The organism is Bacillus sp. FSL K6-2944, from assembly GCF_038005385.1.
GTDB lineage: Bacteria > Bacillota > Bacilli > Bacillales > Bacillaceae_G > Bacillus_A > Bacillus_A cereus.
This window is the reverse complement of sequence record NZ_JBBOTE010000001.1, coordinates 1,709,157-1,732,100: the sequence shown is the minus strand read 5'-3', so window position 1 is coordinate 1,732,100 and position 22,944 is coordinate 1,709,157. Positions and strand designations below refer to the sequence as shown.

Below are 22,944 nucleotides of genomic sequence, written 5' to 3'. Positions count from 1 at the left end.
TTTGTGAATCATTCTTATAAAAGGCGAGGATAGAATATGACAATAGAATTATATGGCGCACATTGTAATGAGCGGAAAGGGTATAGAGTAATTGAAGGAAGAGGTTCATATAATCATTACTTTGGCGGTCAAGATTGTAATTTGCCAGTATGTAAGTTATGCGGTGAGAAGATGCATCAAATTCTCTGTTTTGATTTAAAAGATGGGAGACTTGCTGAACTTAAAAGTAATGAACTAAATATTTTACCATTCGTTTCATGCTTGAACTGCGCGATGGTGTGGGAACCGCAATATTTTCAGTTAAGTGATGGAGGTAAAACAGTTCAAATCATAAAGCAGCAAAATACAGAAGAATGGATAATGGAAGAGGAAGATAAGTTACCAGTTTCATTACCAAAAACAACGGTAAAGCTTATAAATATGAAAAATGAAGATATACCTACAGATGAAGATAGTTACTGGGAAGCTTTTGACTTGTTCGGTTCTGAATATGTATGTAGATTATTAGGGGTACCGTTATATGATAATCTTCCAAAGGATTTGGCGTGTCCAACTTGTGCGAAAGAGATGAAATATGTTGCTACAATTACTCAAGATATTGAGGAACGTGGACTTATTTCAGTAGTTGATTTCCAGTTTGGGGAAATGAATATATACTATTATTTATGTATAGATTGTTTAATTATAAAAACTGAAATACAAAATATATAACAAGCCTAACATATTATGTTAGGCTTGTTTTTTGATCGCAACATCATTAAGAATTGCATCAAATATATCTTTTTGCGTAAAGTTATCTGTAAAAATAGTTTCTCGGGCAACCTTAATAGTATCGTGCGGATTATACCAATTTTGTAGGGAATCTTCACCAAATTCGTGTCGTTTGTCCCTTGTGTTATGTCGTCTAATAGTTTCCTCTAATGATAAATTAAAGTAATATGCAAATGCATTTTCATCAAAATAACGAATTAATTCTTTTAACATCTCACCATACCTATGACTGTTCAATATACCTTCTAAAATAACAAATTCACATTTTCCTTTTCCATACTTCGTAATTTCAAATAGTAAATCATGTGATAAATTACCCATTGTGTCGTGTACTCTAAGCATATCTCTACGTACAACATCCTGTGATACTAAAAGTGTCCCTTGTCCGAAATGTTCTTGTAGTTGTTTTGCAATCGTTGTTTTACCGCTTGCGGAGTTTCCTCTAAGAATGATTAAAGTGGATGTAAATATAGGATTAGACATAATGTATCCCCCCAACAGTATTAATTATATAGAAAATTTTAACAAATAAAGTGAGGAAAGTGTATAATCAATATGATGGATATTTAAGGAGGGGGTAAGATGGGGGATATATTAAAAAATGCACAACCAATATGGAAACGGACTTGGTTTCGTTATCTAGGGGCATTTTTTATTGTTCAGTTACTGTTTATTTTGTGTGAAATCACTGGGTGGGCACCAAACTTTAGGCCAGGCGGAGAGTTTTTTAATAGAATATTAAATTCTCAATTTTTCACTGAATGGTTCACACTCTATACAATCCCGCAATTTAACGTATTTACAGCATTTTTTGCGATTACATTACTACCATATGCATTAGTAGGTGCAATGAAAGATGTAACAGCAAGAAAAAATATAAAGAAATAATAGAGGTATAATATGCTTTTTCAAAAAGAAGGTTTATTGATTAGATACGTAATGGAAGATGATGCATCTATCATTTCTAAATGGTTAACGGACCCAGCAGTCCTGCGGTATTACGAAGGACGAGATAATCCGCAATCTGTAGAAAAGGTGCTTGATCATTTTATACATAGTCCAAACAGTAATGAAAAAAGATGTTTAATAGAATTTGATACCATTCCGATTGGTTACATACAAATGTACCCAGTGGATTCAGAGTGGAAAGCGTTATATGGCTATAAAGAATCACAAAATGTATGGGGTATGGACCAATTTATCGGTGAACCAGCCTATTGGGGAAAGGGAATTGGAACAAAACTCGTTCAGGCAGCAATTACATATATTATGGGTGAAATGGGAGCAGAAGCAATTGCAATGGATCCGAAAGTAAATAATGAACGAGCAATAAAGTGTTATGAAAAAAGTGGATTTAAAAAAGTAAAGATTTTAAAGGAACATGAGTTGCATGAGGGGAAATTAGAAGATTGTTGGATGATGGAATATAAACAATAATAATGGCTTATACAAATAAAGGGGGATATGTGAAATGAAAAAAGCATTAATCGTAATTGATGTGCAAGCGGGTATGTATACAGCTGGAATGCCAGTACATAATGGGGGAAAGTTTTTACAAACATTGCAAGAGCTTATTATGGAATGTCGTTCAAATGATATTCCGGTTATTTATATCCAACATAACGGTCCTAAAGACCATCCGTTAGAAAAAGGTACGGATGGATGGCGAATCCATGCGGCCATCGCTCCGCAAGAAGGAGATAATATAGTTGAAAAGACGACTCCAGATTCATTCCATAATACAAACTTAAGCGAAGTGTTACAAGAGAAAGGAATTGAACACGTTATTCTTTCGGGAATGCAAACAGAGTATTGTGTAGATACGACAACGCGCAGAGCATGTAGTGAAGGGTATAAAGTAACGTTAGTGAGTGATGCGCATAGTACATTTAATACAGAAGTGTTACGTGCTGAAGATATTGTGAAACATCATAACGCAGTATTGGGAGCGTTTGCGGATGTTGTTGCAGTAAAAGACTTAAAAGTGGTTGCCTCTAAATAAGAGGCAGCTTTTTATTAGAAAAAATAGCGTCAAATATTGTTAGTAAGTCGGTATTTTGAAATAATCACTTATATAATTTCACGTACCATAATGAAAAAATACAAAAAAGGAGCACCACATAATTAAAAAGGGCGCTCCTGCATTAAAACGTTACTTTTTCTTATCTTTATCCAATATATTTTGTTCTTCAGCAAACTCTGTACCATATGCAAAGCGGCGATTAATACGAATGTTATCATTGTTGTGCCTTGTATGAGAGTTAGAGAAGCGATGAACGATTACTTCAGATAAAGTGAAGACGATGGCAGAAAGGATACTGCCCCATGCAATTTGCATATAGTTGTCTAATAAAATATTACCGAAAATCCATACGCTTAAATATGTTAATAAGAAATCCGACATAATGGCACCAGTATTGCCAATTCGATTTAAAATAATTTTATCAACGAACATGTAGGATACGATTGTAACAAAGAGACTGAATGAAATAATTTGAACAAACGTTGCAGGGAAAAATAAAGCAAGCCCAATACTAAATGCGATAATGCACGATATAAACTTGATAAGCACTACTGTGAAATCATTCAAAATTTACACCTCCGATTTATACATAGTTTTTCAATAAATTCTGGAGTTCATACATTGTAACGGATTTATTTACATAAAACTTTTTCATGTTCGGAATTTAGTCTAAATATTATAAAAACAATGAAAAAATGTTATAGTAAAATGAGAGTGTATGACATTTTTAGGTAAGGGGGAATCCAAAATGTGGATTACTTCAGAAGTAGAAATTCCAGATGAGTTAATTGATCACCTTGAGCAAGGAAAGTTAGTGTTATTTGTTGGAGCGGGAGTTTCTATGAAAGGGAAATCAAACTTACCGAATTTTGATGATTTAGTTGATGAAATTGCAAAAACGTTATATGTCGAAAAACGTGAAATAACAGAGCCACATGATTATTATCTTGGTAAAATTGCGAAAACAAAAGATGTACATCAAGTCGCAAGAGATCTCGTTCATATAGAGAAATCAAAACCGAATCCATTGCATTATGCAATTCCAAGGTTATTTCCTTTAGATACAGATATCCGCATTGTAACAACAAATTTTGATCAACATTTTACAACTGCAATTAAAGAAATAAATAGAGATATCAATGTTTATTACGCTCCAGCTTTACCGACTGGGAGAGCTTTTAAAGGTCTTGCTTACATACATGGTAATGTAGAACAGGAGAAAGAGGCTTTAATTTTAACAGACGGTGATTTTGGAAGGGCTTACTTAACAGAAGGGTGGGCAAGAAGATTTTTAGTTGATCTATTCTCAAATTACACCGTTTTATTCGTTGGATATAGTCATAATGACCCAGTAATGAAATATTTAGCAACTGGTTTACCACCAAGTACAAGACGATTTGCTTTTGTCGCACAAGGAGAAAATACGTACCACTGGGAACATTTAGGGATAAGACCAATTGTGTATCCGAATAAAGTAAATAATCATCAATCTCTCGTAAAAGCGGTAAAACGCTGGGCGGAATTAATGGGTGATAATTATATTACGAAAAGAATGCGTATTCGGGATATTGTAACGGTTCCCCCGTCAGTAGAACAGGAACAATTATCATACATAAAGCAATCAATTAAAAAAATTGAAACAGTTCGTTACTTTGTGGAATTTGCTCATGATTATGAATGGGTCGAATGGTTAGAAGTAGAAGGTAAATTACAAAATTTGTTTATGCTTACGCCAAACTATAATGAAGTAGATGAATTACTTGCAGAATGGTTAGTCGAACAATTTCTTTTTAGTCATCAGAAAGAATTATTTCAATTAATTTATAAAAACTATTCTAAAATATCACCGTTATTATGGAGAACAATTTGTAACTACTTAACCGAAACGAAGAGTAAGATGGACCCGTTGTTGTTTGCAAGGTGGACACTCCTTTTATTAGAAACAGCTGAAAAAGATAGTAGCTCTATAGAAAAGATTTCTAAGTTACTGCAAAAATGTTCTTTTCCTGAGCATAAGGAAATTGCCTTATTGATACTAACTTTTATTTTAGACGGAAAACTGAAGTTAAAACGTGTAAGAAAATGGGGAAATGATACGCAAGAATCAATAGAACTCGAGGAATCGAGTCGCTTACCAGTATCTACATTCTCTCATGTGGAGCAAATTTGGAACGAAAAGATGAGGCCTTATATCGCTTATTATGCTGTTCCAATTATGATGATTGGATTAGAAAAATTGAGAATGTTGTCGTTAAGACAAACGGCACTGAAAAAAAGAAATAAGGAAAATATAGAGAAAGAGTTTCATCAAAATGATCTTGTATTTTTAATACGAATTGTAAAAGAGTGTCTAACTTATTTATGCGAAAACAATGAGAAAAAAGCGGCTTATTATATTACAGAAATGATAGAAGCAAATAGTGTACTTCAAAAGCAAATTGCAATTGATGCGATGAATAAAAATATTTTTGTTCGTGTAGATGACAAAATGAAATGGTTGTTACATGAAGGACTTCTTTTAGATTTCACTTATAAACACGAAGTTTTTCAACTTTTAAAAAGGCATTATGCACATTGTTTAGAAAAAACAAAAGAAGAAGTCACTCGAACTGTAATAAAGCATCTTACAGAAGAGAGGGTATTTGATGCATGTCTCGTATTAGACTTATTATTCAAGTGTGATTCAAATAGTCCATCTACGGCAAATGGGTATGAGTTAATGAAGCAAAAGCATCCTCATTTTCATTCCGAACGATACAGTGTACAAAAGAAAGAGGATACAGAGCAAAGTATTACTTGTAATGTAACTGCTGACGGATTATTGCAACTGAAAGATGTTGAAATTATGAAGCAAGTTCAGCAATTTTCGCAAGATCGTGTTTTGGAACAACGCCATTTTTTAGAGATGTTATCAAAAGCATGTAAATTAAACACAGAGTGGAGTATTTCATTTGCATACCAATTAGTAGGAGTGCAAGAAATAAGTAATGAAGTATGGTTTGTTTGTATTAGAGAATGGCGAAATAATCGAGGATTGACAAATGATCAAATCCAAAAAATTATTCCGCTATTGCAGAAATTTGTTAGAAATACTGCTTTTCATTGGTTAATTAGTAGTTTTCTATATGAAATTAGTAATCGACTAGAAGAGTTAGAAGAGAATAGTATACGTGTTGTAAAACGATTTGCTTTTTCAGTGTTTCCTCAAGTTATGAAGAGTGATACAGACTTTAAGCTTGGGAAACAAGATTTTTACAATGAATCAATTCAGCATCCAGTTGGAAAAATGACAGCTGTATTATTAAAGTTGTTATCATATGATCATTTATACGATCGTAATGTATATGAATATTTATTTTTATTTGAAGAACAAGTAAGAGTTAATTCGGAACGAACAAACTTTATGTTTGCTCGTTTAATAGCAGATATTACATTTCTATATCATATTGAAAAACAATGGTGCCGAAAATATTTGTTACCATACTTAGATTTAAAAAAACAAAATGAGATTACGGAATATGCATGGGCCGGCTTATGTTACACGCAAATAAATTTACCTTTATTTACAGAAATGAAGCGATTTATTAAGTATGCGGTAGAACATTTGGAAGTATTACATCCGCATACGAGAGAAGCTTTCTTGAAGTGGCTTAGCTTTGTATTTATTAAATGTGTACTATATTGGGAGCAAAAAACAGATTGGTTATACCCGTTACTCATACTAGAAAATGAAGAAAATAAAATTAAGTTTATGCAGTTTTTATGCTATTACGTCAAAACATTAAGCGTAAAAGAACAACAAAAATTTTGGACAGCTTGGCTCAGTGTATTTTTGCGAGAACGACCAAAAATGGGTGAGATAACTGCGAGAGAATATGTAATGCTTTTACGTATTATTTTATACATGGATGAAATATTAGAAAAAGGATTATGTATTATGTCTCGTACATTTTCAAGTGTACATGGTAAATGTACAGGTGAGGAAATGAAGCGGTTATTGATTGAAATGCTTCATAAAAAAGAAAGTATGAAAGCGCATAAAGAAATGTTTGCAAATGTGTTTTTTATTTTACTACAAACATGTCACGAAGCCGTGTTATTCGAAAAAGAAATCATACAAATAAAAGAATTATTAGTTCAGTATAAAGTAGAGGAATATGTTTTACATTTACTAGAAAATGAAATAATTCGCATAGGAATTGTAATGGGTGATTTACAAAAAGAATTATAGGACGAAAGTGGAATTTAAAAAAATATATAAAAAGTTGTTGACAGTGTTTTGAAAAGCGTTCTATAATACGAATCATACTTATTCAATTTCAAAAACATTTGAATAAACAAAGTGCAATGAAGAGATCACAGTAGTGGTTAGTCTTACTGTAACAGAGAGCTGGTGGTTGGTGTGAACCAGTACAGGGATAATCATGAATTACAGTCTTGGAGCATCTTTTTCGTAATAAAGATAGTTTTTCTTTATGAGGAAAAAGCGGTCAATTGATCGTTAACAGTGAAGAGAGGTAGACGGAAAGTTAGTCTACAACTAGGGTGGTACCGCGATAAATATCGTCCCTACTGATTTATTCAGTAGGGACTTTTTGTATTTTAGTGGTCCAACTTGAAAATTAAATAGTCATGCATTGAAAGGAAAAGCAGTAGTTGTTGTTTCCCTGTAACAGAGAGCTGGTGGTTGGTGCGAACCAGTACATAAACAAGAGCGAATTACAGTCCTAGAGCATCTTTTTCGTAGTAAAGATAGTATTGTCTTTATGAAGGGAAAGACGGTCAGATGATCGTTAACAATGAAGAGAGGTAGACGAAAGAAGTCTACAACTAGGGTGGTACCGCGATAAATATCGTCCCTACTGATTGGATCAGTAGGGCTTTTTTGTACAAAAAAGTGGATTTTTAACTAGTAGTTTATGTCTGTGTACGAATTATTAGTTTAAAATAAGAAGAGGTATCGATTCCACTATAAATTTGTATAATTAGTCAGTTCAGAAAATAGAGAATTTTTTATTCTCTTACTATACTTTTAAAACATTAGAGGAGGATTTCCAAATGGCAAATCATGAATTAGATCAATTACGTAAACAGGTAGATGAAATTAATTTACAACTATTACACCTTTTAAACAAACGTGGTGAAATTGTTCAAAAAATTGGAGAGCAAAAGCAAGTACAAGGCACGAAACGCTTTGATCCAGTACGTGAGCGTGAAGTACTTGATATGATCGCAGAGCATAACGAAGGACCATTCGAAACATCAACAGTTCAACATATTTTCAAAACGATTTTCAAAGCAAGCTTAGAGTTACAAGAAGATGATAACCGTAAAGCGTTACTAGTATCACGTAAAAAGAAACAAGAAAATACAATCGTTGATGTAAAAGGTGAATTGATTGGAAACGGAACACAAACGTTCATCATGGGACCTTGTGCAGTAGAAAGTTTAGAACAAGTTCGTCAAGTAGGGCAAGCGATGAAAGACCAAGGCTTAAAATTAATGCGCGGTGGTGCATTCAAACCGAGAACTTCTCCATATGATTTCCAAGGTTTAGGAGTAGAAGGACTTCAAATTTTACGTCAAGTAGCAGACGAGTTTGACTTAGCAATTATTAGTGAAATTTTAAATCCGAACGATGTTGAAATGGCATTAGACTACGTTGATGTAATTCAAGTTGGCGCACGTAACATGCAAAACTTCGATTTATTACGAGCTGTAGGTAAAGTTAACAAACCAGTATTATTAAAACGTGGATTAGCAGCAACAATTGATGAGTTCATTAACGCAGCGGAATACATTATTGCGCAAGGTAACGATCAAATTATTCTTTGTGAGCGCGGTATCCGCACATACGAAAGAGCAACACGTAACACATTAGACATTTCTGCAGTACCAATTTTAAAGAAAGAAACACATTTACCAGTTATCGTTGATGTAACACATTCAACTGGACGCAGAGATTTATTATTACCAACAGCGAAAGCGGCACTTGCAATTGGCGCAGATGCAGTAATGGCTGAAGTTCATCCAGATCCAGCAGTTGCATTATCAGATTCTGCACAACAAATGGACATTCCAGAATTCCATAGATTCATGGATGAGTTAAAAGGTTTCAAAAATAAATTATCTTAATTCCATATCATATATGCGTTGAAGAGGAAACAGTAGTGCTTATCTCACTGTTAAAGAGAGCTGATGGTCGGTGTGAATCAGTACAAAGGTAAGCATGAATTACAGCCTTGGAGCATCTTTCCCGACAACTTTTGGAGGGGAAGACGGTCAAACGATCGTTAAAGAAGAAGAGAGGTAGACGAAAGAAGTCTACAACTAGGGTGGTACCGCGATAAACATCGTCCCTACTGAGCGCTCAGTAGGGACTTTTTTGTACAAAAAAATAGTAAAGGGGCAAGAGAAATGAGATACATTACAGCTGGAGAATCACATGGACCGCAGTTAACAGTTATTTTAGAAGGTGTACCAGCAGGTTTGACACTTACGGCGGAACATATTAATAAAGAATTATTAAGAAGACAAAAAGGTCATGGACGCGGAAGACGTATGCAAATTGAAACAGATACAGTTGAAATTGTAAGTGGTGTTCGTCACGGGATGACACTTGGATCACCGATTACGTTAATTGTAAAAAATGATGATTTCAAACATTGGACGAAAGTAATGGGTGCAGAGCCAATTTCGGAAAAAGAAAGTAAAGACATGAAACGTACAATTACAAAACCACGTCCCGGACATGCAGATTTAAATGGAGCAATTAAATATGGTCATCGTGATATAAGAAACGTATTAGAGCGGTCATCTGCAAGAGAAACGACAGTTCGTGTAGCTGCTGGTGCAGTTGCAAAACAAATTTTAAGCGAATTAGGCGTGGAAATTGCAGGACATGTTCTTGAAATTGGTGGAGTAAAAGCAAAACATATTTCAAACTTATCAATTGAAGAAATTCAAACAATTACTGAAAACTCACCAGTTCGATGTTTAGATAAAGAAGTAGAGCAAGAAATGATGAATGCGATTGACAACGCAAAAAGTAGTGGAGATTCAATCGGTGGTATTGTGGAAGTCATTGCAGAAGGTATGCCGATTGGCGTCGGTAGTTACGTCCATTACGATCGTAAATTAGATGCAAAACTTGCTGGTGCAATTATGAGTATAAATGCATTTAAAGGTGCTGAAATCGGCGTAGGTTTTGAAGCGGCACGACAACCAGGAAGCAAAGTGCATGATGAAATTCTGTGGGATGAAGAAAAAGGATACACGAGAAGAACGAATAATGCCGGCGGTTTAGAAGGCGGTATGACAACAGGTATGCCAATTATCGTAAGAGGCGTGATGAAGCCAATTCCTACTTTATACAAACCGTTAGCAAGCGTTGATATTGATACGAAAGAAGCATTCCAAGCGAGTATTGAAAGATCTGATAGTTGCGCAGTACCAGCGGCGGGTGTAGTAGCTGAATCTGTTGTGGCATGGGAACTTGCAGATGCACTAGTCGAACAATTCGGAAAAGATCGTATGGAATTATTAAAACAAAACATTATGCAACACAATAACTACGCAAAAGAATTTTAATAAAAAGGTGGGTTTAACGTGCAAGTAAAAGATCAACTATCATCATTACAACCATATAAACCAGGTAAATCACCAGAACAAATGAAAGAAGTGTACGGAGATCATTCGTTTGTGAAATTAGCATCGAATGAAAATCCATTCGGCTGTTCGTCACGTGTTTTAGATGAGTTGCAAAAATCGTGGTTGGAACATGCTTTATATCCTGACGGAGGTGCTACAACGCTCCGTCAAACAATCGCAGATAAGTTACATGTGAAAATGGAACAAGTACTTTGTGGTAGTGGTTTAGATGAAATCATTCAAATAATAAGCCGCGCCGTATTACGAGCGGGAGATAACATTGTAACAGCGGGTGCAACATTCCCACAGTATCGTCATCATGCCATTATAGAAGGTTGCGAAGTGAAGGAAATTGCGTTAAATAACGGTGTATACGACTTAGAAGAAATTTCTTCAGTAGTAGATAACGATACAAAAATTGTATGGATTTGTAACCCGAACAATCCAACAGGCACATATGTGAATGACCGAAAATTGACTCAATTCATTGAAGGTATTAGTGAAAATACGTTAATTGTCATTGATGAAGCGTACTATGAATACGTAACAGCAAAAGATTTCCCAGAGACATTACCGCTTTTAGAAAAACATAAAAATATTCTTGTACTTAGAACATTTTCTAAAGCGTACGGATTAGCTTCTTTCCGCGTTGGATATGCGGTTGGACAGGAAGAGTTAATCGAAAAATTAAATGTCGTTCGTTTGCCATTTAACGTATCTTCATTAGCGCAAAAAGCAGCGACGATTGCTTTTGGTGATGACGAGTTTATTGAAGAAATAGTTCGTGTGAATACAGAAGGATTACAACAATACGAGAGCTTTTGTAGGGAAAATGATATTCCATTTTATCCATCGCAAACAAATTTCATCTTCTTGCCAGTTGAGAATGCTGGAGAGATTTATGAAGCTTGTGCACATGCAGGATTTATTATTCGTCCGTTCCCGAATGGTATCCGTATTACAGTCGGAACAAGGGAGCAAAATGAAGGGGTGATTTCAGTGTTACAACAACACTTTGAAAATAAAAAAAGAAAGTCTCGAGATGAGGAAAATGCGTAAAAAGGTAGTATTAATTGGAACTGGTTTAATCGGAGGCTCTCTCGCATTAGCAATTAAGAAAGAGCACGATGTAACGATAACAGGTTATGATATATTTCAAGAACAAGTAGAGCGTGCAAAAGAATTACACGTAGTAGATGAAATAGCAGTTGATTTACAGCATGCATGTGAAGAGGCACATTTAATTGTTTTTGCTTCTCCAGTTGAAGAAACGAAGAAGCTATTACACAAACTTGCGTCATTCCGTTTACGAGAAGATGTTATAGTGACTGATGTTGGTAGTACAAAAGGCACGATTATGAATGAAGCAGAAACTTTATTTTCAAAGGAAGTATCTTTCATTGGTGGACATCCAATGGCAGGTTCTCATAAAACGGGAGTTGAAAGTGCAAAAGCGCATTTATTTGAAAATGCATTTTACATTTTAACACCGATGCATCATGTGCCAAATGAACATGTGGAAGAGTTAAAAGATTGGTTAAAAGGAACGGGATCACATTTCCTTGTTTTAAATACAGAAGAACATGATTATGTAACAGGGATCGTTAGTCATTTCCCGCACCTTATCGCAGCAGGTTTAGTGAAGCAAGTAGAGAAACATGCAGGAGATAATCCGCTCATTCATCAGCTAGCTGCTGGAGGGTTTAAAGACATTACACGTATCGCATCTAGTAGTCCGAAAATGTGGAGTGATATTGTAAAGCAAAATCGTGAGCATTTAATGGTATTATTAAAAGAGTGGATCTCTGAAATGGAAGATTTATATAAAACAGTTTCTACCGGAGATGCATGCGAGATTCAAAACTATTTTGCAGATGCGAAAGAATACCGTGATTCTTTACCAGTAAGAAAGAGAGGGGCAATTCCTGCCTATCACGACTTATACGTCGATGTATTAGATAAGGTGGGGGCATTGGCTCATATTACGAGTATTTTGGCGCGCGAGGAAATTAGTATTACGAACTTGCAAATATTAGAAGCGCGTGAAGGACTGCTTGGGGTATTACGTATTAGCTTCCAAAGGGAAGAAGATCGTATGAAAGCAAAACTAGCGCTTGGAGAAGAAGAATACCAAACTTATGAAACAATTTAAATGAGAAGGTGAAAAACGTGAAAGAAAGAACAATACAACCTGTTAATAACGGATTGAATGGCAATATTACAATCCCAGGTGATAAATCCATTTCACACCGTGCTGTTATGTTCGGTTCTATTGCAGAAGGGAAAACAACAATTAAAGGTTTCTTGCCCGGTGCAGACTGTTTAAGTACGATTTCATGTTTTAAAGAAATGGGAGTAGAAATTACGCAAAACGGTGATGAGGTTACTGTAGTTGGTAAAGGATTAGAAGGTTTACAAGAACCGAAAGCTGTATTAGATGTTGGTAATTCTGGTACAACAATCCGATTAATGTCAGGTATATTAGCTAACACACCATTTTTCTCTTGCGTACAAGGTGATGAATCTATCGCAAAAAGACCGATGAAGCGTGTAACAAACCCATTAAAACAAATGGGCGCAAACATAGACGGCCGAGAAGAAGGAACATTTACACCGTTAACAATACGTGGCGGAGATTTAAAAGCAATTGAATATATTTCTCCTGTTGCAAGTGCACAAGTAAAGTCAGCTATTTTACTTGCAGGTCTTCGTGCAGAAGGTGTAACAGCTGTTACAGAACCACATATTTCACGCGACCATACGGAAAGAATGCTCGAAGCATTTGGTGTTAAAGTAACTCGCGAAGGGAAAACAGTGAAGCTGTCAGGTGGACAAAAATTAACAGCAACAGACATTCAAGTGCCCGGTGACGTATCATCAGCAGCATTTTTCTTAGTAGCAGGTGCAATCATCCCAAATAGTAAACTAGTATTACAAAATGTAGGAATGAATCCAACCCGTACAGGTATTATTGATGTTTTAGAAAAAATGGGTGCTACGTTCACTGTAGACCTAATTAACGAAGGGGCATCAGAACCAGCTGCAAATATTACAATCGAAACATCTTCATTAAAAGGAATTGAAATTGGCGGAGATATTATTCCTAGATTAATCGATGAGATTCCTGTAATCGCATTAGCGGCAACGCAAGCAGAAGGAATTACAGTAATTAAAGATGCACACGAATTAAAAGTAAAAGAAACAAACCGTATTGATACAGTCGTTGCTGAGTTAACGAAACTAGGAGCTCGAATAGAAGCAACTGATGACGGTATGATCATTTACGGAAAATCAGCTCTAAAAGGCAATACAGTAAATAGTTATGGTGATCACCGTATTGGAATGATGCTTGCAATTGCTGGCTGCCTAGCAGAAGGAAAAACAATTATTGAAGATGCAGAAGCAGTAGGTGTATCATATCCTACATTCTTCGAAGAACTTCAAAAGTTAGCTAAATAAAGTAATGAGAAGCAGATACAGGATGTATCTGCTTTTTTATATTGAATTTGTGTCGTTAAGTCATTATAATTTCATTCACCGCACTGTAATATTTTAAATTATGGTACAATTCAAATAAAGGAGGGGGGAGAAACATATGAACGTTATACGATTAAAAGAAGATAAATTTAGAGAAGCACTACGCTTATCAGAATACGCTTTTCAATATAAAGTAGAAGAAGAACGAATGCAGCAACAACTTACAAAAATGAAGGAAAGTCATGAAGTATACGGTATTATGGAAGGTGAGGACTTAGCTGCAAAACTACACCTCATCCCGTTTCATATTTACATAGGTAAAGAAAAATTTAAAATGGGTGGCGTTGCAGGAGTAGCGACGTATCCAGAGTACAGAAGAAGTGGGTATGTAAAAGAGCTACTTCAACATTCACTTCAAACAATGAAAAAAGATGGCTTTACAGTCTCTATGTTACACCCATTTGCTGTTACATTTTACCGTAAATACGGCTGGGAACTTTGTGCGAATCTTCTCGTATGTCATTTGACAAAGAGTGATTTAGTTATGAAAAAACAAGTGAATGGTACTGTGAAACGTTTCAATAAAGAAAATCACCCAGAAGAGGTCGAGAAGCTTTATGAAACATTTGCAGAACATTTTTCTGGTATGCTAGTTCGCAATGAAAAATGGTGGTTACAAGCTGTTTATGAGGATTTAACATTAGCAATTTATTACGATGAAAATAAAAGTGCAGCCGGCTATATGTTATATAAAATAGAAAACTATAAAATGACAGTAGATGAATTTGTTCCACTGCATAATGAAGCACGAAATGGTCTATGGAATTTTATTTGCCAGCATGATTCTATGATTAAAGAGCTTGAAATGACAGTAAGTGAAAACGAACAGTTGTTATATACATTGCAAGAACCACGTGTGAAAACAGAAATAAAACCATATTTTATGGGAAGAATTGTAGATGTAGAGCAGTTCTTAAAACAGTATGAGTTAAACTGGAACAATGTACAACAAGAAGTCATTTTACATATTACAGATTCATTTGCACCGTGGAATAATGTATCGGTGAGACTTGCAAATTATGAAATAGCAATTATAGAAGAACCAATGGATAAAGGGATCAAGCTAGATATAAATGCACTATCTACAATACTGCTTGGATACAAACGCCCATTAGAACTAAATGAATTAGAATTAATTAGCGGAAGCGAAGAGGAAATACGGGCATTTGAGAATGTAGTACCAGTGCGCAAGCCGTTTATTTATGATTTCTTTTAATTTGCATATAAGATGGAGTTGTTTTGAACAAAATTTTGGGATAGCTCCATCTCATTGTATTAATTTTTGTCGGTAAGTTGATATATCCTGAAAATCGCTGATATAATTTTATTCACATACAAGAGAATAGAATCGCAACTATACGTTGTCACGCACTTGACTTTTATTCCCTGTAATTTATAATTAAAAACGGAATGAATTTTCATTCCTGAAAATAGAGGTGGAAAAAATGGCTAAAAACAAACAAGAGGATATTTTTGATGCTGCGATGCAACTTTTTGCAGAGCGTGGTTACGATGGTACGACAATTCCAATGATCGCTGAAAAAGCAAATGTCGGTGCGGGTACTATTTATCGCTATTTTGAAAATAAAGAGGCGCTTGTTAACTCATTATTTTCAAAAAGTATGTTACAGCTTTCTGAAATGATAAAAACGGATTTTCCTGTTGAAGCAAATATTCGTGAACAGTTTAGTCATACGTATAACCGTTTATTTGAATTTGCGAGAAACAATGTGGATGCTTTTTTATTTACAAATTCTCACTGTGATAGTTATTTTCTTGATGAGCAGAGTAAGAAAATATTTGACGATTTTATAGGCTTCTTTATGAATATTATTGAAGATGGAATCGCAAAAGGTTTGCTTCGTCCATTGCCTCCAGTTGCTTTAATTATTATTGTATATCAACCGTTAGAAAAATTAACGAAAGTAATTGCAACAGGGCAATTAGAATACTCGAAAGAGTTAGTAAAAGAATTGGAAGAAAGCTCTTGGAACGCTATTAGAATCATTTGATTCTATAGCTTTATAAGGACAGGAATGAATATTCATTCCTAAATAGAATTAAAAAATGAGAGTAGGAGAGGGTATTTGTGCAACTAAAGGAATGAATATTCATTCCGGAAAGACTAGTTTAATAGAGTTTACAAAATAATGTAATAGAATAATAGGAATGAATATTTATTCCGTAACTAACGTAAATTTTAATCGCGGGAGATGATGCAAATGAGCAAGCTGAAAAATTGGAGAAGTTTATCTTTTCTATTATGGATAGTTATTACCATTACAATGATCGTAACGATGCCTAATATGGATAAATTAGTGAAAGAAAAAGGGCACATTACGATTCCTAATACAGAACAAAGTAGTATTGCTGACAAAATGATAAAAGAAATGGATAAAGACGGGACAGAAAAGCATGACATTATAGTTGTTTTTAATAGTGACAGTAAAACAGCTTTAACGACTGAGCAAAAAGAGGAAATAATAAAAACAATCAACGCTTTGCAAAATGAAAAAGAACAATTAGGAATTAAAGAAGTTGTTTCACATTTAGATAATAAAGAATTAGAGAAACAATTAGTTTCTAAAGATAATACGACTATTTTAACGCAAATATCGATAGATAAAAAGCATGGTGAAATATCGAAAGTTACAAATAACCTTCATAATAAAGTGAAAACGAAAGGGGTAACAACGTACTTAACAGGAAGTGATTTAATAGCAGGAGATTTCCTTACATCTTCTCAAGAGGGAGTGAAAAAGACTGAAGTTATTTCAATCATTTTCATTCTTGTAATATTAATCATTGTATTCCGTTCACCTATTGTTCCAATTGTTTCTCTTCTTACTGTTGGGGTATCATATTTAGTTTCAATGGGGATTATTGCTCATTTAGTAGATCAATTTAATTTTCCATTTTCTAACTTTACACAAGTGTTTGTCGTTGTTGTCCTGTTTGGGGTTGGAACAGACTATAACATTTTATTATTTACGAGATTTAAAGAAGAATTAAGTAAACAAGAAAACGCATTTTTGGCTACGAAAGAAACATTTAAATCGGCAGGGAAAACCGTTTTATATAGCGGGATAGCAGTACTAATTGGTTTTGCATCTCTTGCTTTAGCGAGTTTTAAACTATATCAATCTACTTCAGCGGTAGCAATTGGTGTCGCAGTTTTATTACTAGTATTAACTACGTTAAATCCGTTTTTTATGGTGCTTTTAGGAAAAGGGATGTTTTATCCCGTTAAAACATTTAAAGGTCATGAAGACAGTCGTCTATGGGGATTCTTTGCGAATAACTCAGTAGTGAGACCATTTGTAGCTTTAATTATTGTATTCGTGATATCAATTCCTTTCATATCAAAGTATTCTAATACACTTAATTACAACGATTTATTTGAAGTAGACAATAAATATGAGTCGAAAATGGGGATTAACGTAATAGAAGAACATTTTCCACCTGGTTTTTCTTCACCAAGTACGTTAGTCATTCAATCGAATAACAAGTTAGATGAGGCGAGTTCGCTTCAAACTTTAGATGAACTAACTGATAAGATTTTGAAAGTAAAAGGTGTTTCAGAAGTATATTCACCGACACGTCCAACTGGTGATAGGATTAAAGAACTATATATAAATAAACAAGCGGGTGAACTAAATACAGGTTTAGGAGATGCCAATGGTGGTATAAAGGAAATTAATGATGGATTAACTACTGCGAAAGATAAGATGGGTAATAAGGACTCAAATAGTCTTGCGAACGTTCAAAAGTTAATTGATGGAACAAATGAAGCGAAAAGTGGTGTATCAGCATTAGGAACAGCTTTAAATCAACTATCCAATGGCATAAATGACGGAGCACAAGGTGCGCGGCAAATTGAGAGTGGGTTAACTTCAGTAAATGAAAATATAAGTGTATTATCTCAAGCAACTTCACAACTTCATGCTGGCTATACACAGTTAGAAAAAGGTTTAAGTTCTTACGATCAATACTTCGGAAGTATTTCTCAAGCGATTGACGGTGCGAAGAAAGGTTATGAACAAATTGAAATGTTAATGACCAATTTCATTCAAACGAAACCAGAATTAGCAAATGATCCTAACATTCTGCAGACGTTAGGAATTGCTAAAGAGGCTCAAAAGCAATTAGGTGGGCTTTCAAATGAATTAAATAAATTGAAAGCGCAGCATAATGCGGCGATGGGATCATTTAAAGAAGCGAATCAATCGTTATTGAAAGTGGATAATGGCTTAAAAGAAATGAACAATGGAGTTACTAAGTTACAAAAAGGAGCAGCTGATCTTAAAAATGGATTAAATGAAGGTGCTTCAGGTTCAAAACAAATTGCGAACAAGTCATCTGAGTTACAAACCGGATTAACGAAAATAAACGATGGGCAAGGTCAGCTATTAACCGGACTGAAAGACTTGCAAGAACAGATGGGTCAATTACAATCCGGACTAACTAAAAGTACAGAAGGCCTTGAAAAGGTAAGTAATGGCCTAGGGGATGCTCAGAAATATTTAGGAGAACTGAACGAATCAAAAAGCTCTGAGAAATTCTATATTCCAAAAGAAGTTTTGGAGGGAGAAGATTTCCAAAAAGCTTTGAATACGTACATGTCACATGATAGAAAGACTGCTAAAATGACAATCATTTTAGACGTAAATCCGTATTCAAAAGAAGCGATGCCAATTATTCAAGAAATCAATAACACAATAGATGGTACTTTGAAGGGGTCGGAATTAAATCATGCGAAAACAGCAATCGGAGGAACGACAGCTAGAAACGTTGATTTAAAAGAAGTAACTGGGCAAGATTTCTTACGTACAGCTACAATTATGTTAATTGGAATCGCGATTGTATTAATTGTGATTACACGTTCATTATTAAACACCATCTTTATTATTGGATCGTTACTATTAGCTTACTTTGCATCATTAGGGATAAGTGAACAAATTAGTACGCATATTTTACATGTAGATTCATTAAGCTGGAATGTTCCATTCTTTAGTTTCATAATGATTGTCGCTTTAGGAGTGGATTATAGTATTTTTGTAATGATGAGATACAATGAGTTAGAAGGGGACCCAGCGACGAAAATTGTAACTGCTTCTCGTCATATCGGAGGAGTCGTATTATCAGCGGCACTTATTTTAGGTGGTACATTTGCTGCATTAATCCCTTCAGGTGTATTAACGCTTATACAAGTAGCATCCGTAGTTGGCGTTGCGTTGTTACTATTAGCTATCATTGTGATGCCAATATTGTTACCTGCTTTAATAGGTTTAACGAGTAAAATGAAGAATTATGCAAAGAAATTAAGTGAAAGAAAATAAAAGAATCCCCTTTTAAAAGTAACTGTTTCAGTTATGGGAGAGAACATATAAAATAACACACAAATTAGGGATGTAAATCACATATGATTTAGCATCCCTTTTTTAATTGTTATTGCATTGTTTAAGTACTTTTATCTAGTTAAATTGCAAAGGAAGAGAAAAAGAAAACAGTAAAAACACCAGCGCAACGATTGGGGATTACTGACAAAGTATTTGATTTAAAAGATATAATTTACTTTAGATAGTTCACTCAAATAATGGTGGACTATCTTTTTTTTAAAGGTAAATGGAAATTTATGTTAAAATAATGATAGAGATTGTGAAAAAAATGTTCTTAAACTAACGGTCAGGTTACTTTAAGAAGGATTTTTCAAAGGAAATGTTGAATATCGTATTTTGAAGGAGTGATTGCAGTGGAGTAAGTAATTTTTTAAATCTTGGTTAAATACTTTGAAGGAAGGGATTTATAAATATGAATACAAAACTAATAATAGTAGAAGGTTTACCTGGATTTGGAAAATCGACCACTGCAAAGCTAATAAATGAAATTCTAAGCCAAAATAAAATTGAAGTTGAACTATTTTTAGAGGGGAATTTGAATCACCCCGCCGACTATGATGGTGTATCTTGTTTTAATAAATTTGAATTCGATAGATTAGTATCTAACAGTGGAGATTTTAAAGAAGTGCTTCTTAAAAGAGTTTTAAAAAAAGGAAGCAATTATTTATTACCATACAGAAAGATAAAAAATGAGTTTGGTGACCAGTTTTCGGACGAATTATGTAATGATATTTTTAAAAACGATATATATGAATTGCCATTCGATAAAAATGTTGAATTAATTGCTGACAAATGGAATGACTTTGCTGAAATTGCTCTAGAAGATAATAAGGTTTATATTTTTGAATGTTGTTTCATACAAAATCCATTAACAATTGGGATGATTAAATACGGTGAACAAAAAGAAAAAATAATAAATTATGTAATGAAAGTTGCAAAAATCATAGAGAATTTAAATCCAATGTTATTTTATGTAGAACAAGATGATCTTGAATTTTCATTTAGGAAGGCATTAAAAGAAAGAAATCCAGAATGGTCCACAGGAATTGTCGACTATTACACGAACCAAGGCTATGGGAAAGAACATAACCATTCAGGGGTAGAAGGAGCGATAAAAGTTCTTGAAGCTAGAAGGAATTTAGAGTTAGAAATATTCGATATGTTAAAAATGAAAAAAGAAAAAATCAATAATACAAAATATGAAATTGACTCATATAGGTCAATGTTAAAAGATAAGTTAACAATACAAATGGTGAAATAGCTTTTTACACTACCTGGTGCTTTAGTTGGAGAAGGAAATGAAAACGCTCAGAATATTTTCTGAGCGTTTTAGTTTGCTATTTATAATGCGAAATGCATACAAATTATTGTGTTATTTCAATTGATAAACATAATGCTCCAATTATAAATGTTTTTTCAAAATGAATCCTCTTTAAAACGTGTATGTAACTTTAATCTAATTAAAAACAAAGGTTTTATTCGAGTTTGGAAAGAAAGGAATAGCAATCAACCGTTGCTATTCATCCAGCTTCTACTATATAATAGCTATAGTCTACAATAATTGAGTCGTAATATGCGATTTTTTAAGACAATCGGTGAGAAAACGCTGAAATAAGCGGTATTAGTAGGAGGACACAAATGATTACAGTAAGTAACGTTAGTTTGCGTTTCGCGGATCGCAAATTATTTGAAGATGTTAACATAAAATTCACGCCAGGTAACTGCTACGGTTTAATCGGAGCAAACGGTGCTGGTAAATCTACATTTCTAAAGATTTTATCTGGAGAAATTGAACCATCAACAGGTGACATACATATTACGCCAGGTGAGCGTCTAGCAGTATTAAAACAGAACCACTTCGAATATGAAGAGTTCCCAGTATTAGAAACAGTAATTATGGGTCACACGCAACTTTACAAAGTAATGCAAGAGAAAAATGCTATTTACATGAAAGAAGACTTTAGTGATGAAGATGGTATGCGTGCTGCTGAACTTGAAGGTGAGTTCGCTGAGCTTAACGGTTGGGAAGCTGAGTCAGAAGCTGCAATCCTTCTTAAAGGTTTAGGTATTGGTGAAGATCTTCATGATAAGAAATTGTCAGAATTAACTGGTGCAGAGAAAGTAAAAGTATTACTTGCTCAAGCTTTATTCGGTCAACCTGACATTCTATTATTAGATGAGCCTACTAACCACTTGGACTTAAAAGCGATCCAATGGTTAGAAAACTTCTTAATGAACTTTGAAAACACAGTTATCGTAGTATCCCATGACCGTCACTTCTTAAATAAAGTATGTACGCACATGGCTGACCTTGATTTCGGTAAAATTCAACTTTATGTTGGTAACTATGACTTCTGGTATGAGTCAAGCCAATTAGCTTTAAAATTAACACAAGATGCTAATAAGAAAAAAGAAGAGAAAGTAAAAGAGTTACAAAACTTCATTGCACGCTTTAGTTCAAACGCTTCTAAAGCGAAACAAGCAACTTCTCGTAAAAAATTATTAGACAAAATTACATTAGATGATATTAGACCGTCATCACGTCGTTACCCATTCGTTGGTTTCACACCTGAGCGTGAAGTAGGAAATGACTTATTAACTGTTGAAGGTCTTTCTAAAACAATTGATGGTGAAAAAGTGTTAGATAATGTGTACTTCACTTTAAATAAAGGTGATAAAGTTGCATTTATCGGCCGTAACGATATTGCGATGACAACATTATTTAAAATTCTTATGGGTGAAATGGAGCCTGATAGTGGTTCATTCAAATGGGGTGTTACAACCTCTCAGTCTTACTTCCCAAGAGATAACTCTAAGTACTTTGAGAATAGTGATTACAACTTAGTTGAATGGTTACGTCAATTTTCTCCACAAGATGAGTCTGAAAGCTTCTTACGTGGTTTCTTAGGCCGTATGTTATTCTCAGGTGAAGAAGTTAAAAAGAACGTTTCTGTATTATCTGGAGGCGAAAAAGTTCGTTGTATGTTATCTAAAATGATGTTAAGTGGTGCGAACGTAATCACACTTGACGATCCAACGAACCACTTAGACCTTGAGTCAATCACAGCATTAAACAACGGTTTAATTGCATTCAAAGGTACAATCTTATTCACATCTCATGACCATCAGTTCGTGCAAACAATTGCAAACCGCATTATCGAAGTAACACCAAACGGTGTAATCGATAAAGAGGCTACTTATGATGAGTTCTTAGAAAATGAGGAACTTCAAAAACAATTAGATGCAATGTACAAAGGTCAATAATATATAATGAAAAAACTCGCTCTTTTTAGAGCGAGTTTTTTTGTCGAGAAAACGTAACATCGCTGGTCGGTCAAATGAATAATTATTCAAATATAATATTAATGAACAGGAGAATTTTTTCATGTATGAAGGGATGTAATGACTTTAAGATTTAAAGAGTTAGTTGAAGAAGGGAAATGTAAGTGGAGTAATATAATCAAATCGTATTATTTTGTCATGTGAAATATGTACCAAATTTGGAGATAGAATAGTTTGCGAATGAGTTTATAAAGGTATATAGTATGGGGTGTCATAATTAGT

At 34.3% G+C, this 22,944-nt stretch carries 17 protein-coding genes and 3 other annotated features; of the genes, 15 read left to right on the top strand and 2 right to left on the bottom strand.

From position 1 onward, the window contains the following. Positions 1-36 precede the first annotated feature (36 nt). Complete coding sequence (locus MHH55_RS08820; protein WP_060852018.1) at positions 37-711, top strand: hypothetical protein; 675 nt, start codon at positions 37-39, stop codon at positions 709-711. A gap of 18 nt (positions 712-729) precedes the next feature. Here MHH55_RS08820 and MHH55_RS08815 read toward each other — a convergent pair whose 3' ends face one another. Further along, positions 730-1,254, bottom strand: a complete 525-nt coding sequence (locus MHH55_RS08815) for a kinase (RefSeq protein WP_078186503.1) — start codon at positions 1,252-1,254, stop codon at positions 730-732. 99 nt (positions 1,255-1,353) lie between these two features. Here MHH55_RS08815 and MHH55_RS08810 point away from each other — a divergent pair, with 99 nt between their 5' ends. The 3 genes from MHH55_RS08810 to MHH55_RS08800 are packed head-to-tail and all read left to right on the top strand — an operon-like array spanning position 1,354 to position 2,773. Then, positions 1,354-1,659 carry a YfzA family protein gene (locus MHH55_RS08810; protein WP_071740751.1) on the top strand — a complete coding sequence of 102 codons (306 nt, stop codon included), beginning with the start codon at positions 1,354-1,356 and terminating at the stop codon, positions 1,657-1,659. Between the two features lie 12 nt (positions 1,660-1,671). Next, positions 1,672-2,208: a GNAT family N-acetyltransferase gene (locus MHH55_RS08805; protein WP_000898772.1), complete on the top strand. Its 537-nt coding sequence runs from the start codon at positions 1,672-1,674 to the stop codon at positions 2,206-2,208. A 34-nt stretch (positions 2,209-2,242) separates the two neighbouring features. Further along, entirely contained in the window at positions 2,243-2,773 is a 531-nt protein-coding gene (locus MHH55_RS08800) for a cysteine hydrolase family protein (RefSeq protein WP_078186504.1), read from the top strand. A gap of 150 nt (positions 2,774-2,923) precedes the next feature. Here the strand turns inward: MHH55_RS08800 and MHH55_RS08795 are convergent, their stop codons facing one another. Next, positions 2,924-3,361 (bottom strand): YndM family protein, encoded by a 438-nt coding sequence (locus MHH55_RS08795; protein WP_000997702.1) that lies wholly within the window; start codon positions 3,359-3,361, stop codon positions 2,924-2,926. A 181-nt stretch (positions 3,362-3,542) separates the two neighbouring features. Between MHH55_RS08795 and MHH55_RS08790 the strand changes: the two genes are divergently transcribed. The 11 genes from MHH55_RS08790 to MHH55_RS08740 all read left to right on the top strand — a co-directional run bounded on the left by MHH55_RS08790 (position 3,543) and on the right by MHH55_RS08740 (position 22,644). Continuing rightward, complete coding sequence (locus MHH55_RS08790; RefSeq protein ID WP_139362426.1) at positions 3,543-7,025, top strand: DUF4020 domain-containing protein; 3,483 nt, start codon at positions 3,543-3,545, stop codon at positions 7,023-7,025. Positions 7,026-7,132: 107 nt separating this feature from the next. Continuing rightward, positions 7,133-7,368: a binding site (T-box leader), on the top strand. Between the two features lie 54 nt (positions 7,369-7,422). Next, positions 7,423-7,658: a binding site (T-box leader), on the top strand. Between the two features lie 194 nt (positions 7,659-7,852). After that, positions 7,853-8,929 carry a bifunctional 3-deoxy-7-phosphoheptulonate synthase/chorismate mutase gene (locus MHH55_RS08785; RefSeq protein ID WP_001273575.1) on the top strand — a complete coding sequence of 359 codons (1,077 nt, stop codon included), beginning with the start codon at positions 7,853-7,855 and terminating at the stop codon, positions 8,927-8,929. Between the two features lie 9 nt (positions 8,930-8,938). Further along, positions 8,939-9,158 (top strand) — a binding site (T-box leader). Between the two features lie 53 nt (positions 9,159-9,211). Continuing rightward, positions 9,212-10,384, top strand: coding sequence for a chorismate synthase (gene aroC / locus MHH55_RS08780; protein WP_001269425.1), 1,173 nt, complete (start codon positions 9,212-9,214; stop codon positions 10,382-10,384). A gap of 18 nt (positions 10,385-10,402) precedes the next feature. Further along, complete coding sequence (gene hisC / locus MHH55_RS08775) at positions 10,403-11,503, top strand: histidinol-phosphate transaminase (RefSeq protein WP_001197280.1); 1,101 nt, start codon at positions 10,403-10,405, stop codon at positions 11,501-11,503. Further along, positions 11,496-12,596, top strand: a complete 1,101-nt coding sequence (gene tyrA, locus MHH55_RS08770) for a prephenate dehydrogenase (RefSeq protein ID WP_001228137.1) — start codon at positions 11,496-11,498, stop codon at positions 12,594-12,596. Before hisC ends, tyrA begins: the two co-directional genes overlap by 8 nt. A gap of 17 nt (positions 12,597-12,613) precedes the next feature. Next, positions 12,614-13,903 carry a 3-phosphoshikimate 1-carboxyvinyltransferase gene (aroA, locus tag MHH55_RS08765; protein WP_000664631.1) on the top strand — a complete coding sequence of 430 codons (1,290 nt, stop codon included), beginning with the start codon at positions 12,614-12,616 and terminating at the stop codon, positions 13,901-13,903. Between the two features lie 136 nt (positions 13,904-14,039). Continuing rightward, positions 14,040-15,197 carry a GNAT family N-acetyltransferase gene (locus MHH55_RS08760; protein WP_078186506.1) on the top strand — a complete coding sequence of 386 codons (1,158 nt, stop codon included), beginning with the start codon at positions 14,040-14,042 and terminating at the stop codon, positions 15,195-15,197. A 229-nt stretch (positions 15,198-15,426) separates the two neighbouring features. Next, complete coding sequence (locus MHH55_RS08755) at positions 15,427-15,993, top strand: TetR/AcrR family transcriptional regulator (RefSeq protein ID WP_001107309.1); 567 nt, start codon at positions 15,427-15,429, stop codon at positions 15,991-15,993. A gap of 210 nt (positions 15,994-16,203) precedes the next feature. After that, a complete protein-coding gene (locus tag MHH55_RS08750; protein WP_000040228.1) occupies positions 16,204-19,320 on the top strand; it encodes an MMPL family transporter in 3,117 nt (1,038 codons plus the stop codon). 472 nt (positions 19,321-19,792) lie between these two features. Beyond that, positions 19,793-20,641: a hypothetical protein gene (locus MHH55_RS08745; RefSeq protein WP_001093195.1), complete on the top strand. Its 849-nt coding sequence runs from the start codon at positions 19,793-19,795 to the stop codon at positions 20,639-20,641. 377 nt (positions 20,642-21,018) lie between these two features. After that, on the top strand, positions 21,019-22,644 hold the full coding sequence (locus MHH55_RS08740; protein ID WP_078186508.1) for an ABC-F family ATP-binding cassette domain-containing protein: 1,626 nt from the start codon (positions 21,019-21,021) through the stop codon (positions 22,642-22,644). The last annotated feature ends 300 nt before the right edge of the window (positions 22,645-22,944 follow it).